The organism is Pedobacter sp. Leaf216, assembly GCF_001421515.1.
Taxonomy (GTDB): domain Bacteria; phylum Bacteroidota; class Bacteroidia; order Sphingobacteriales; family Sphingobacteriaceae; genus Pedobacter.
In genome coordinates, this window is record NZ_LMKM01000036.1 from 13,520 (window position 1) to 27,523 (window position 14,004).

The 14,004-nt window shown below is 40.8% G+C and carries 12 protein-coding genes; 4 read left to right on the forward strand and 8 right to left on the reverse strand.

Annotation, left to right across the window (positions count from 1 at the left end; all coding sequences use genetic code 11):
- Positions 1–2: 2 nt before the first annotated feature.
- Together ASE74_RS21825 and ASE74_RS21830 are read left to right on the forward strand one after the other, a co-directional pair.
- Positions 3–3,248 carry a SusC/RagA family TonB-linked outer membrane protein gene (locus ASE74_RS21825; RefSeq protein ID WP_055914061.1) on the forward strand — a complete coding sequence of 1,082 codons (3,246 nt, stop codon included), beginning with the start codon at positions 3–5 and terminating at the stop codon, positions 3,246–3,248.
- Positions 3,249–3,262: 14 nt separating this feature from the next.
- Complete coding sequence (locus tag ASE74_RS21830) at positions 3,263–4,627, forward strand: RagB/SusD family nutrient uptake outer membrane protein (RefSeq protein WP_055914064.1); 1,365 nt, start codon at positions 3,263–3,265, stop codon at positions 4,625–4,627.
- Positions 4,628–4,714: 87 nt separating this feature from the next.
- Here ASE74_RS21830 and ASE74_RS21835 read toward each other — a convergent pair whose 3' ends face one another.
- The 8 genes from ASE74_RS21835 to ASE74_RS21870 all read right to left on the reverse strand — a co-directional run bounded on the left by ASE74_RS21835 (position 4,715) and on the right by ASE74_RS21870 (position 11,402).
- A complete protein-coding gene (locus tag ASE74_RS21835; protein WP_055914067.1) occupies positions 4,715–5,104 on the reverse strand; it encodes a hypothetical protein in 390 nt (129 codons plus the stop codon).
- 136 nt (positions 5,105–5,240) lie between these two features.
- Positions 5,241–5,729 carry a MauE/DoxX family redox-associated membrane protein gene (locus ASE74_RS21840; RefSeq protein ID WP_055914070.1) on the reverse strand — a complete coding sequence of 163 codons (489 nt, stop codon included), beginning with the start codon at positions 5,727–5,729 and terminating at the stop codon, positions 5,241–5,243.
- Positions 5,730–5,876: 147 nt separating this feature from the next.
- Positions 5,877–6,440: a Crp/Fnr family transcriptional regulator gene (locus tag ASE74_RS21845; RefSeq protein ID WP_055914073.1), complete on the reverse strand. Its 564-nt coding sequence runs from the start codon at positions 6,438–6,440 to the stop codon at positions 5,877–5,879.
- A 2-nt stretch (positions 6,441–6,442) separates the two neighbouring features.
- Entirely contained in the window at positions 6,443–7,009 is a 567-nt protein-coding gene (locus tag ASE74_RS21850; protein WP_055914076.1) for a hypothetical protein, read from the reverse strand.
- A 937-nt stretch (positions 7,010–7,946) separates the two neighbouring features.
- Positions 7,947–8,921, reverse strand: a complete 975-nt coding sequence (locus ASE74_RS21855) for a DUF5712 family protein (protein ID WP_055914079.1) — start codon at positions 8,919–8,921, stop codon at positions 7,947–7,949.
- Positions 8,922–8,923: 2 nt separating this feature from the next.
- Positions 8,924–9,508 carry a BfmA/BtgA family mobilization protein gene (locus ASE74_RS21860; protein WP_055914082.1) on the reverse strand — a complete coding sequence of 195 codons (585 nt, stop codon included), beginning with the start codon at positions 9,506–9,508 and terminating at the stop codon, positions 8,924–8,926.
- Positions 9,509–10,182: 674 nt separating this feature from the next.
- The gene (locus ASE74_RS21865) at positions 10,183–10,500 is read right to left on the reverse strand and encodes a helix-turn-helix domain-containing protein (protein ID WP_157255502.1); all 318 of its coding nucleotides are present in this window, start codon (positions 10,498–10,500) and stop codon (positions 10,183–10,185) included.
- Between the two features lie 146 nt (positions 10,501–10,646).
- A complete protein-coding gene (locus ASE74_RS21870; protein WP_055914085.1) occupies positions 10,647–11,402 on the reverse strand; it encodes a hypothetical protein in 756 nt (251 codons plus the stop codon).
- Positions 11,403–11,897: 495 nt separating this feature from the next.
- On the opposite strand from ASE74_RS21870, the gene ASE74_RS21875 reads away from it, so the two are divergent.
- On the forward strand, positions 11,898–12,632 hold the full coding sequence (locus ASE74_RS21875) for a LytTR family DNA-binding domain-containing protein (protein ID WP_055914088.1): 735 nt from the start codon (positions 11,898–11,900) through the stop codon (positions 12,630–12,632).
- Between the two features lie 225 nt (positions 12,633–12,857).
- Complete coding sequence (locus tag ASE74_RS21880; protein ID WP_082458892.1) at positions 12,858–13,979, forward strand: sensor histidine kinase; 1,122 nt, start codon at positions 12,858–12,860, stop codon at positions 13,977–13,979.
- The last annotated feature ends 25 nt before the right edge of the window (positions 13,980–14,004 follow it).

Consider the following 14,004-nt stretch of genomic DNA (forward strand, 5'->3'; position numbering starts at 1 on the left):
CCATGGGGAACTTAAATTTCAGCACCCATGAAAAAAAATGGGATATTTTACTGGCATCGTCGGCAATTCTTATCCTTTTATTCTCCTTCATGGGCACCTATGCCCAGCCGGCGATACCTTTAGTGGTGAAAGGAAATATTGTTTTTTCAGACGTCAAAGTGCAGGCAACGCTTTCAACTAAGCTCAACGGGCGCGCCAATTCGGATGAGAATGGAAAGTTTTCTTTACCCATTACAAAGTTACCGGATACCCTCATTGTTACAGCTATCGGTTACCGTACCGAGCGCCTTGCAATTATCACTGGAAAAGAAGAATTCAATGTCGAATTGATCATGGATGTATTTGAGCTAAAGAGTGTAGAAATAAATACCGGATACCAGACACTCAAGCCAAATGAAATAAACGGTAGTGTATCAGTTATCAGCTCAGATAAACTCAATGCCCGCGGAGGATCTAATATCCTGGATAGACTGCTCGGACAGACTTCCGGACTGTTGATGAATATTGGTAAAAGTGAAAGCAACGTAATGAATAAAACAGGGCTTTCCATTAGGGGGGCTGGTACTTTTAACGGCCCCCTAGACCCGCTGATAGTTCTGGACGGTTTTATTTACGAAGGGGATATAGACAACATCAATCCAAATGACATTGAAGGGGTCTATATTCTAAAGGATGCTGCCGCGGCATCTATTTGGGGTGCGAGGGCAGGAAATGGCGTTATCGTTTTAACCAGTAAAAAAGGGAAATTCAACCAAAAAACAGAGATCACTTTCTCGGCCAGTCAACTAATAGCTTCACTACCGGACCTATATGCCGTCCCGCAAATGTCTTCTGCAGATTTTATAGAATTTGAACGTGATATGTTCAGCAGGGGATATTATAACGACAGGATAAATTCCACGCCTTATCTGGCCTTATCTCCCGCCGTAGAACTACTGCTCAAACAACGTAGGGGATTAGTTTCCGCTGTCCAGATGGAAGATGGGCTAAGTCAGCTGAAAGAGATTGATAGCAGAAAATCATATCTCGATGAATTTTACACCCATGCATTAACCGCTCAGTATAGTCTGGGGATAAGAGGAGGGGGAGAAAATTATTCATACCTGTTATCGGGAAGTTTTGACAAATTAAAAGGCGGAACTAAAAGTAGTTCTAAAAAAATGAACATAAATCTTTCGCAGTCTTTGAACATTACCAAAAAATTAAGTTTAAACACAAAGATTTATTTCACGAACCTAAATTCGAGGTCAGGTGGGCCGACCTACAATTCGATCAACGTCGGAGGCAGGCTTCTGCCATATCTTTTCTTCAGGGATGCAGATGGAAATCCTTCGGTGATACAAACATCTTATAGAAGTGAATATACCGATACAGTTGCCATTGGAAAATTTTTGAACTGGAAATACTATCCGGCCGAGGAATACAAACATAGCGGAACAGCGGTTTCTTCCCAGGAAATTTTTGCCAACGCAAATCTTGTTTACAAAATATTTGATTTTTTGAATGTCAGTGCCGCCTATCAATACCAGTTTCAATATTCCAAAAATGAGCTTTATAGCGATGAAAACAGCTATGCAGCAAGAAACCTGATCAACACTTTCAGTGAGATCAACCGCATCACAAAAGTGGTCACACGTGCCGTACCTTTAGGCGGGATTAGCAACCAATCGGTCAATGATCTGAACAGTTATACATTAAGAGGTCAGCTTAACCTGGATAAGACATTTGCAAAACATAGGATTAACGCAATTGTGGGTATAGAAATGAGGGAGCTGCGTTCTAAAAGCAATGGCAATACCAGATATGGATATTACCCCGATCCTCTGTCCTATACCGATGCAGATTATGTAAATGCCTATAGAAATTTTCTTTCGGGCAGTCAGCAGAAAATCCCTTCAGGGATATCCCTGAGTGATACCCGCTCGCGTTTTTTGAGTAAATATGCGAATCTGGCCTATACCTTTTTGGATAAATATACAGCTTCAGTAAGCCTGAGGGAAGACGGGTCCAACATCTTTGGTGCCAGTACGAATGACCGGTTCAAGCCGCTCTGGTCAGCTGGTCTGGGATGGTTATTGTCCGGGGAAGAGTTTTATAAACTAGCCTGGCTGCCAAAACTCAGGCTGAAAGCAAGTTTTGGTTATAGTGGCAATATTGACCTATCGAGGACTGCATTGTCAGTCGGTGTATACTCAACAAATGACCTGTCATCCCTCCCCATTACCCGGATTTCAGGCATCAACAATCCAAGTTTACGATGGGAGCAGCTCTCGCAGTTGAGCATAGGAACAGAATTTGAATTCAAGGGAGCAAGGCTGACGGGTTCGATATCCTATTTTCAAAAAAGAGGAAAAGATCTTTACGGGCCGGCACCTTACGACTACACTTCATGGGGGGGATCGAACGTTTTGGTACGCAATGTCGCCGATATGGCATCCAAAGGTATCGAAGCGGATGTTCATAGTCTGAATTTTATATCCGGTCAGTTTAAATGGTCCACAGATGCCTACTTCAACTTTAATAATTCAAAAACAGTCCGTTATTATACCTCATCATCTTCAAGTCTCTTTTCATTGGTTGGCAATGGGAATAGCATTACGCCGGTTATCGGAAAGCCGCTTTATGCAATCGCGGCATACAAATGGGCCGGACTAGATGCGGCCGGTAACCCTATGGGATATCTTAATGGAATGCCCAGTATAGATTATCTCGCAATTTCAAAGGAAGGAAGCACAACAGGAAACAACATCGTTTATCTGGGATCGGCAAGCCCCTTATATTACGGATCAATGATCAATAATTTTCATTGGAAACAGTTTGGTCTATCTTTCAACCTTTCTTACAGGATCGGGTATTATGCCCGCAGGGAAGCACTTTCTTATAGCTCGTTGATGGATTTTGGAAAAGGGAATAGCGATTATGCCCTCCGATGGCAAAAGCCTGGAGATGAGCAGATAACCAATGTGCCCTCTTTCGTTTATCCGGTCAATACGGCAAGGGATGGTTTTTACGCCAACTCTGAGGTCAATGTTATCAAAGCAGACAATATCAGACTGGATTATATCAATCTAAGCTACAAATTCGACCTGAAATTCAAAAGCATGGCACTAAGAAATGTTGAAATATACACCGGTATTCAGAATCTAGGCGTCATCTGGAAAGCCACAAAGCTTGATGTTGATCCCGATTATTTAAACACAATTAAGCCTGTGAAAAATTTCCTCTTTGGAATCAGGGGTGCGTTTTAAACTTATATACTAAGATGAAAAAATATAAATTACTGATCATGCTTTTGCTTGTTGTTATTGTGACTGGCAGCTGCAAAAAATATCTGGACCTTAAATCCAATGCAAAGCTGGTAACCCCGCATACCCTGGCAGATATACAGGGCATACTGGATGACGGAGAATTGCTGAACTTAAAGACCACTCCCTCTATGAACGAGTCTTCGGCAGACGATTTCTTTTTATTGCCTGCTACGTTTAATTCCCTTCCTGTTAGTTTCCAGGCCATTTATAGATGGCAACCCAATGATACGCGCTTCCCAAATGACTGGAGCCTGGGTTATCAGGCGGTTTTTAACGCGAATTTAAGCCTGGACCTTTTGGAAAATGTAGAAAGAAATTCCGCCAATAATATGCAGTGGGACAATATCAAGGGATCGGCATTATTCTACAGGGCATTCCATACGCTCAATCTTACCATGCAATATGCCAAGGTATACAATGAGGCGACCGCTGATGCAGATTTGGGTATAGTGCTGAGGTTATCTTCCGATTTCAATGTGCCATCGGTCCGCAGCAGTGTCCGTAATTGTTATCAAAAGGTTATTTCCGACTTAAGAGCAGCTCTGGAACTTTTGCCCGTGTACCCGGTCCACCTGATGAGACCCTCTAAAGGGGCTGTCAATGCATTGCTGGCCCGTACATATTTATTTATGGGGAAATATCAGGAGGCAAAATTCTATTCCGATGAAGCGCTAAAAATAAATTCTACCCTGATGGACTACAATGGCGACGCTTTCATCGGAGCCCTAACTGCGGCCATACCTTTTAAAAAACTTAACCCTGAAACAATTTTTTATGCAGAAATGGGGCAGATCCAGGTTCTGCATACTGCAACCAGGGGAAGGATAGACACGACATTATATGCAGACTATGCCAATGCTGATCTAAGAAAAACAGGCTTTTTTAATCTTGTCTCGGGATACCCCCAGTATAAAGGTAGCTACACAGGGGCAACATCAGTTTTTTTTACCGGATTGGCCACAGACGAACTTTTTCTGATCCGGGCTGAATGCAATGCATACTTGGGTGAACTGACAGCTGCTCTTTCGGATGTTAATACACTGTTAAAAAATCGCTGGAATAGATCGGTAGTCTTTGTACCAGTCTTGGGAACCAACCGGGAAGATGTACTTTCAAAAATACGTCTTGAAAGAAGAAAAGAGTTGCTAATGAGAGGACTTAGATGGATTGATCTTAAAAGATATAACCGGGAAGGGGCCAATATTGTAATTTCAAGGAAGATCAACAACCAACTGATTACTTTACCTCCAAACTCGTCTTATTTTGCATTGCCCATCCCATCAGACATCATTGAAGAATCCGGCATCGCGCAAAATTAAGCCAAAAATTTAGCTATTTTTAAGAAAAACCAGGGGGCCGAAAGACCTCCTGGTTTAATTGATAAGTTCATCACACTGTTGATCGGGTTACTCTGCCTCGCGGTTCAACTTTGTAATAGATCCATCTGCTGATCCGGTAACTACAGCCCCGAATGCTGTTGAAGAAGCAGTCAGATTTGCACTTGCTTTTAATGTAGCAGAAGGGGTGCCAGGATTGTTAACATAAGTATCCTCAATACGGATAGAACAAGCCTGGTCAGTACCAGAAGGACATTCAAGTCCATCAGGGTCATAAGTCCAGTTACTTTCAGTTTCAACATCGCCAACAGTCATCGCAGAAGGACCGGTATAATGAAAAGTATACTTAACCCTTTTCTCTGCCGATAAATCTTTACCGGGTGTGAAGGCACTTTGTGTCAACACTAAACCGAACCCCAACATTAGGGCTGCAAGGTTTAAAATTTTACTTTTTAGCATAGTAATTACTGCTTTATTGCTTTTGAAAAAGCAGACGAAAAAGTTTAGTTTAAATATATAGTTGCACTTCAGCCTGACCGGATAAACGGCAAAGTACATGGTTCATCCCGGGTTTATCTGCCGGGCATTTAATTAATCAGTACTGTGCCCGGCGTCCCCCTTTCTTTTTTAATTCAACAAAAAGACAGTTAGCATTTATAACCATGAAAAATATGTCAAACCAGAAATGTGTCTTCCAGCTCATCTTAGAGATCATCCCTCCGCAGCTGCATGGAATTTTGGGAAAGAAGTGACTTAAAGCCAGGATGACATAGATGGTAAAGCCAAAGAGTAGCAACAGGGAAATCAATAATCCCGGTTTCCTCTGGTTTAAAATCAGAAGAATGACTGTCGAGGCTTCCAGAATCGGCACCACATAAATCAGCACCAATATCACTGCACTGGAAAAAGGTTGCTGGTGCATTTGTCGCTGAAACAGGGCTAAATCAGCAAGCTTTATAAACAGGGCATAAGACCAAAGCAAAATGAGCAGAAACAATCCCAAAGAATTGAGATATGAACATGTTGGGAATTTCGCGCCGCTTGATTTTACAGAATATTTTCCTGTATCTTTTATCGTTTCCATAACAATTATCTGATTACAGATTAAAGTTCGGATGGATCCAGATGACAAACCCTACAGTATTTTGGTAGATTTCAATCTCTTTAATTTAGGGCAAATACTCAAATTTTTATGACAGATTTAGGTGGAATAAGATACCATTTAAGACTTTTAACGGTATAATCGCTTTATCCTGTAGAGGTATTTTGATTCAATGTTCAGAATCGATGCCAGGATATCATGAATGGGAAGATAGATGAGTTTTGGATGGTGCCGTTTAAAATAAAGATATCGATCTGCAGCATTGCTGATCCTCAGCATAAGCTCTCTCTCCTTACCAGCATGTAGACTTTCTTCGTAGATTTCCAGCAGCATCCGGTAAAGGCGGGGTTCTTTCCTGGCAAGCTCATCTGCCTTTGCGAGGTTGAGCGCAAATCCTCTACTTTCTTTAAGAAAGCCAATATACTCGATTGATAAATCACCGGTAAAAAAACCTGCAGAAGGTAAAAAGAAACCGCTTTCCATAATCCAGGCTGTATGTTGCTCCTGGCCAGAAACAAAATAACCCCTTACCAGCCCATGTTCGATAAAATAGATTACCGGAAAAGAATATTCCGGAGTACTCACCAATAAACCTTTCTCAAAAACCTTAGGCACAAAAATATCCAGCAAACAATCAACAAGATGTTTTTCCGCAGTCCGCAGGTTTAATAGTTTATCTATGAGTCTTTCCATTTTCACAGGTAACTGTTATCGTAAATCAGTAGATAATCAAGGATCTGTTCATGCGGGTAGGCTTTAAATAAGTCCGGATGATCTGATCTGTATTCTTCGTAAAAAGCTTTTTTACCCTTTGCCTTTCTGCAGTGATATTCAATTAAACCCCAGGTATGCGTATTATCTTCAATTCCATCCGCAATTTTCTTTAGTTCCATAAAACGGGCGCTTAATTTCAAAATTGCCGCAATCTCAACCTGTACCAGTAAACTTCCCTTTAGCACCTCAATATCACTTCTGTTTTGATACTGACCGAAAGGATTGCCTTCGCTGGTGATAGCGCCCGGAAAAGAAAACCTAACCGTCCTCGCTGGATATTCTCCACGTGCCGGCCTGACAAAACGGATATATCCATCAAGGATAAACCAGATATACTTTTCCGCTTCCCCTGCGTTTTTGATAATCTGTGTAGATTGATATTCTACCAACTTTAACAATGGACGAAGCACCTTACGCAGGCCCGGGCTTACATAGCCATACCAATCGAGCTGCCCGATCAGTAGATCATATTGAATGTTGTCAATCATAATAAAAGTTTAAATTTTCCATACCATCAAAATTCCTGCACCATGACCGAAGGATAAAAAAACACCTTTGCCAGTCATTTGCAATAGCTAATAAATAAGGCCCTTAAAACAAAAAATATTATATATCCTTGTCGAATTATTATATAACCTGTCCTAAGGGCACTAACAAAAACTACTTCTCAATAACCATCTGTATCTCTATCAACCATAATGATTACCTCAACCCCTTACTCAATTTCGCCTGCTCAAATGCACTTCATATTGGATTTTTATTTGTTTATATCATAATTTATTATGTGAATAACCTAAATGTCCATGCGAACGACATAAATGACCATGTGAATGACATATACCTCGCCATCAGATCCATCAGCCTAAAGTGTTGGCTTTACCCACATCAGAAATTTTCATCTCACGATCCTTTTAAAATATCCTGAATTCACAATTTTTTCTAACACCATAAATGCAAATGAAACTCCTTATCACATATCTGTCAAGTGGCAAAAACTGCCACCCCAAGCCACCCCCTTAATTTTTATCTAATTGTTACTAAAACCTTTATAATTATGGAAAAAGCTCAGCCTTTTATGGCAAGTAGGGAAATAATCATAATTCAGGTGGAATTTATGTTACTTCCAGGTGAGTTTTTTAATGTTTCGAGGTAACATTTATTACTTCTTGAAGAGATTCATGGGCCAAATACAAGAAAAATGGCAAAAATGCCGAATACTTTTTGGTAAGAATCCTGCTGTGTTTACAATATTATGACAATCAACCTATGTTCAGTTGGCACAATAATTAGGTTTTTTCTTCGGTATATGCAGAAGCAAAAGAAGGGACGGCCCAGAGAATTGGGTTTGCAGGCCGAAAATGTGCGAGGGGAGAACCAAGCTGTCTGTTTGCTTTTTTTGAACTTGAGCTATCCGAACGTTCGGATTCAACGTTGCATACCTCGTCCCCGCTTCCTTGACTTTTTACGTCTCCGTTTTTCAGCCTCCTCAACAGTATCAGCCGCAATATCGGGAACATAAACAGGCGCTATCAATACCTCTAAAAAGTCTCCAACTGATTTACCTGTCACCTGCAACATATCACCGACAGAAGAAAACAATCCTTTATCTACATCACGAGCAAGATCATTGGCTACTGATCTACTTTGATAACTTTTAGCAGCACCCTCCAGCAGAACATCTAGCTGCTCCCTTTGCTGTAAAGTGCCATTCTTTAAAATATTGGCATAGGCCAGGGTATCCCTGAGGTTGCGCTCAAAGCCAAACTGCTCATCAAACAAACGCTCCCCACATTGCTTAAAAGCCATCCGGTCAAACTGCCCCATTTTTTTAGAGTGCTCAGCATTTTTACCTTTCGAGCTGTTCATAGGGCTCAGCTTTATTTTATTGGTGATATCCCTGCGGCTGACGATTACCTGTATATGCAGCTGGTTTCCACTCTTTTTTTCTCCGCGCTTCCGGCTACCATCTTTAACCGCTGCATCCTTATGGCTATAATACCGGTTATGCTCCACTTTACCAAACCAGAGCAAATCCTTATTGCCGGCAATCCCAGCTCGTTTAAAGTTCCTGGCATATTCATCCATTACTTTCTCTGTATATGCTTTCAGCACATTTTTCATATCAGAATCCCCAACCGATTTCCTTAAGTGCTCGAGTTCCTTTTGGCTTGGGCTGATGTTGATCAGGAAAAACTTCGCCTCATGTCGCCCCAGCTTGGCATTGTTTCCATCCAGTGCCCTGCGCACATCATAGGCCTCCACATCCTGATGGTTTCCATTGAACCATAGTTCCGGCTGCTTTAGCTCCTCCGTGCGGTTCTCCTTTTCCAGGTAATTTACCAATCCTCCACTGCTGCCCTCGTTACTCGCTTCCTTATTGTCCGTAATATTGATGAACATCGTTATAAAAGGTCAATCTGGTTTTTGGCGATCCTGATCAGGTCCTCTTTCTCCTTGGCCGAGGTCATTGTACCAAAAGCATCCCTGTTTTTGATGTAAGTGCCTAATATGTAGTGAAACTGTTTTTTAAGCTGCTCTTTGGTAGATAGTTTCATTAGGATGCTTTTAAGCACTACATCTGTATTCGATAGTCTGCTGCTGTAGTTTTTTCCAGCTGATAAAAGTTCATCCTGTCCACTAGCTAGCGTACCACTTTTTTTCTCCAACTCTTTAAGAATGTTATTGATATCACGTTGGTTACCCGTCATCCGATCCACCTCTCTTTTGATCGGAATAAGCAGGTCATTTTCCTGGGTCTTGATAAAACCGATGTAATCCTTGTGCTGTTTGAGCAGTGTATTCTTCAATAGCTCATCGTTAATGTCCAGTGGATCTTTCTTACTCCGAAAGAAGTAATCCACCATCTGCGCAAAAACCAGCCGGTTCGGGCGGCCAAGCTTTTGCGCGATCTTATCCATTTTGACCGCGATCTGTGCATTATATTTTATGGTTCTTAACGTTTCCATTTTCAGCTCTTCGTTGTTCATTAATTAACTTGTTATATACATTACGGTATATATTGCCCCATAGATATGCAGCTATATGACTATGCATATATCTGTATATCCCGAACCCTGCAAAGGGTTCCTTTTTCTTTAATCCTATCGCCACCAGCGGCCAAGAGAACCCCCGGAGGGTTCTCTAAACAGCCTTTACGCTAGCGTAAAGGCTAAGATGGTGAGGCTCTGCCCAACCACCGCTTGCTCCTTTTTTTGGAAATGAAAAAGGACCTTTTGCATACTGCCATAACCCCTCAAAGTTTTTTAGTGAAAGACCGATCCCAACAAATCTCCCATAAGAATTATTCAAAAAAACTATTTTAAAATGCTCAGATTATTATGTTATACTCACAGATCCTTAAGATAAATTGCAACTTAACACAGTCTCGTTTTCCAGGTTCCAAGATACCCGGCTTCCGAGGAATGGGTTATAGGATGGGCTATAAAAGATGTACCCAAAAACCTGAAGTTCACCAATACACTTATGATAAGTTGAGGTTGAATAGATCTTGGATGAACGCATGAGCCTGCTCCGGCTGACCTGAAAAGGGTGAGTCAACCCAGAATTTTCCGAAGCAAAAATCAGCGCAGCCAAGAGACTCACATGAAACGCCGAAAGCCTTTGATCCGCGTAAATCCGGTCTTTGAGATAATCAAGGTTTCTATTTATGCTCCCCATGTGCCTCCCCCCGAAATAATCGTTTGACAACCGCATTCTCTGGCGTACCATTACCCAGGATCCGCCTGATATCCTCATGGCTAAAATATACGATGCGGCCAATTTTGGTAAAGGGCAGTTTACCGCTGACCCGCAAGTGCAGCAAAGTACCTGCAGAAATTTTCATCAGTTTCCTGACCTCAGAACTTTTGAGGTATTCATCAGGCATTGCCGTTTGGAGCGGAACAATTTTTTTGATCTCTTCGATCAGATCGCTTTTTAGTTCAAGCAGATCACTTTTGGTAACCAGGTCTAAGTTCATGTCTCTTAAAATTTAATGATCAATGCTCTCCAGCTAGCCATAACAAGAAGCTATCTATTTGGAGATTTAACATCAAAGGTGAGAACAGAAACATGTAATCAGATGCCCAATGGAGGTGTTTGGGCATCACTGCGCTTTAAACTACGCTAATGTTGGTTAACAGGCTTAACCGGAACAATATCAAAAGCCCTATCCTTGTCAGATATGAAAATATATTTAGAAGAGTCTTCAGAAGAAAAATAATTCTGTGCAGTTGCCAAAGGTATTGGCTTATCTCCATGAACAAAATTCTTTGCAATCATCTTATACCATGGACTATGCCCCTGAGTGCTCACCAGTCTTTTGCCATTTGGCAGCATCAGTTTTTGAAACTGGCGCATGAGATCCATAAATGCCGCTATATTACCACTGTTGATTACAATTTTTTCACTCGCCTCATACTGCAATATTTCATCGAGCTGAGTCTGTAAATCTGCTAATTCATCTTTGAGCAACGCAATTTCCACATCCCTTTGACGCAGCATCTTTTCTGTCGAAGTGTTTACTTTCCACTCATCAATGGTATATAAGAATCCTTGGAAGGCTTCTAATTTATCCAGGTTGGCAGAGTGAATTTCATATTCAGATTTAAATGGGTTTTTAGCTGAATAAAAAGTAATTCTTCTTTGGATGCTCTGGTTTACCTTGCGGAAGAAAGTTTCCCTTCCATCCGGGTTCCGTAGCAGATAATGGTTTAAATGGAAATCATAAAATGCTTTATATTCACCGTATGGCAGGCCATAAAGCTTCAGTGCAAAGAAATTATCTTCTAATTTTCTGTTAGAGAATATAGGATTGCCTATCTCATATGGATGTGCGGAGAAGTCGAATCTCCCCCTAAATTTAAAAAAACGTTCTGTCATGATAAATTAGCGAGTGGGAGTTCCCTTTCAGTAACCAGACAGGGAACTGTTAACAATTTATAGCAATATACAACTATTCAGGTCTGCAGACAACTTCCGGCTTTCGCCGCTTCTGAAGTTGTTTTTTAACAGTACAACCTTTGGATGGAAGCACCCTCGAACACTGAGTCGACAAAGGCAAAGCATCAATTTCGAATACCGATCCCTATCCAATCTCCTCACCAGATCTAGGTTCACCTGGTTAATCTTCCTGAGTATCCATCACCTCTGGCGTTATAGTGAATTATCCGCGCCATGCAAGAAAAAGGTCTATTTAAAACTTAATCGATTTAGGATGTATGAAATGGGCTTTTTTTTATATTTCGATTTGACTTTTTTTTATGACTTTCAGGCTAAAATGATATATTTGAATTCGTCTCTGGACTAAAAAAACGCTCTCAGGTGGTAGCAGCTTATCATCGTGAAGGGAAATATTTAACTAATCAATTATAGAAAATGAGTATAAGATGCATTGTAGTAGACGATGATGTGGCAGCGATTGAGGATATCACCGAATATATTCATCGAATGCCGGAGTTGAAATTATTGAGGACCTTTCACGATGCGATAGATGCCTTGCAATATGTAAAGGATGAAGGGGGAATTGATCTTATGTTTGTGGATGTGGATATGCCAGTGATTAATGGAGTGGAACTTTCTTCTCTTGTCAAAACGCATGTCCACTATATTATATTTACAACTTCTCATTCCAAGTATGCACTGGATGCCTTTGAAGTCAATGCGACTGGGTTTCTTTTAAAGCCTTTTAATTTTGCTCGATTTTTCCGGGAATTGCAGAAGATTCTGGTAAAATCGGAAATTACGGCCCTAGAGCCAAAACAGGATTACGTCTATATCAAGAGTAGAGACGAAAACACGAAATTAGTGAAAGTACGTTTTGCAGATATTGTGGCGTTGGAAAGTCAGTTGAATTATATTACTGTCCATACCGAGAAACGCAAATTTACAACTCACCTTAGTCTTAAAGAAGCAATCGAGATTTTAGCCCGACCGGATTTGTTTGTGCAGGTGCATCGTAGTTTTGTAGTATCCAAGGAACACATTGAAAGTATGGAGGGCAATACCTTATCGATGACCGGTGGATCTAAGTTTACCATTAGCGAAAGTTACCGCCAACATCTTCATGATATTGTCAATAGCAGAGTTTTGAGGCCGCGTATCAAATTGTAGTTTGCAACGTGGCTTATGTCATTTATCTGATCACTCCTGTTACTGTATAGGTGAGGGACGTAAAAGTTGGATCAATTGTGGTGTCTCCATAGGTTTTTGTTTTAGACAGATAACGGAATACTGTTCTCTTAACTAACTTCTTGTTGTTCTTCATATTTTTTTTTCGAACATAATCAGTCAAGCCAGGGGTGTAAAACCGCTGGGATACAAACACTCACTTCTGCTATGAACAGTTTATTTTTAGTGATCAATAAAAACTTCGAGCGGTTCGTCCAAGAATATCGGATTCATCTTCTATGCTGGATGGTTTATATTTTCTATGAATCTGTGCTTACCGGATTTTTCTCTGGTAGATTCGGAAAAATGGAAAACTACGTCGTACACTATTTTCTCAATATTAACCTGTTTTATCTACACGCACACTTTTTCGGAATGTTGATAGTGAACCGTGGACGGTGGAGTTTGGTAAGTATAGCTCCCCTGGTTTTGGCTGAAATGATATGTTATGGACTGTTGCTGGGTACTTTAAACCATTACTTTACAGATTACAACCAATCTCTTCCGGGAAACTTCTTAGGTATCGACCACAAGTTTATCATTGGTGCGACTTACCGTTCCATTTTTTTCATCATGATATCGACAGGCTATGTTTTTTTTAAAAATTACTGGATGGAAAAAAGACACGCCGCACAATTACGTATTGCGCACTTGGAAAGTATTATTCAACAAGAAGTTATGGAAAAGCGGCTGGAGGTATCCAAAAATGCATTCATGCGGGCTCAGGTTAATCCTCATTTGTTATTTAATGCCTTGAGCTTTATTCATAGAAGAATTCGGAAAACGGACGAAATTGGCGGGGATATGGTGATTCATTTAGCCGATTTGATGCGTTTTGCGATTGACATTGATGATCATGATGTGGAGATTCCAATACTCGAGGAAATTGAACAGGTAAAAAGTTTTATATGGATTTTCAGCAATATTCATGCGCGGAATTTTTATCTCGACTTGCAGTTAGAAGGTGACCTTGCAGAAGTAAGGATTATTCCTTTGATCTTGGTTACTTTGATAGAAAACATGTATAAACACGGTGATCTATCAGGTGGTGATACTCCTGGAATAATGTCTGTTGTTCATTCTGCGAATAGTTTGGAGATCAGTACGTGGAATAAGATTGCACCAATGGCGAGGGCTCATAGTTCAAATAGGGGGCTGGTAAATCTAGAACAGCGTATCAAATCGGTGAAAGCCGCAGATAGTTTGGTAAACTTCGGTGCTGTTGATGACTGTTTTTTTGTCAATATCAGCATAAAGACTAAAAAAGAATCTCTGGATTACCAGACGTAGCATTCGTCCCGGATTTGACCTAATT

Coding starts and splice junctions, on each gene's coding strand:
- ASE74_RS21825 (WP_055914061.1), top strand. CDS start 3: ATGGGGAACTTAAATTTCAGCACCCATGAAAAAAAATGGGATATTTTA.
- ASE74_RS21830 (WP_055914064.1), top strand. CDS start 3,263: ATGAAAAAATATAAATTACTGATCATGCTTTTGCTTGTTGTTATTGTG.
- ASE74_RS21835 (WP_055914067.1), bottom strand. CDS start 5,104: ATGCTAAAAAGTAAAATTTTAAACCTTGCAGCCCTAATGTTGGGGTTC.
- ASE74_RS21840 (WP_055914070.1), bottom strand. CDS start 5,729: ATGGAAACGATAAAAGATACAGGAAAATATTCTGTAAAATCAAGCGGC.
- ASE74_RS21845 (WP_055914073.1), bottom strand. CDS start 6,440: ATGGAAAGACTCATAGATAAACTATTAAACCTGCGGACTGCGGAAAAA.
- ASE74_RS21850 (WP_055914076.1), bottom strand. CDS start 7,009: ATGATTGACAACATTCAATATGATCTACTGATCGGGCAGCTCGATTGG.
- ASE74_RS21855 (WP_055914079.1), bottom strand. CDS start 8,921: ATGTTCATCAATATTACGGACAATAAGGAAGCGAGTAACGAGGGCAGC.
- ASE74_RS21860 (WP_055914082.1), bottom strand. CDS start 9,508: ATGAACAACGAAGAGCTGAAAATGGAAACGTTAAGAACCATAAAATAT.
- ASE74_RS21865 (WP_157255502.1), bottom strand. CDS start 10,500: ATGAACTTAGACCTGGTTACCAAAAGTGATCTGCTTGAACTAAAAAGC.
- ASE74_RS21870 (WP_055914085.1), bottom strand. CDS start 11,402: ATGACAGAACGTTTTTTTAAATTTAGGGGGAGATTCGACTTCTCCGCA.
- ASE74_RS21875 (WP_055914088.1), top strand. CDS start 11,898: ATGAGTATAAGATGCATTGTAGTAGACGATGATGTGGCAGCGATTGAG.
- ASE74_RS21880 (WP_082458892.1), top strand. CDS start 12,858: ATGAACAGTTTATTTTTAGTGATCAATAAAAACTTCGAGCGGTTCGTC.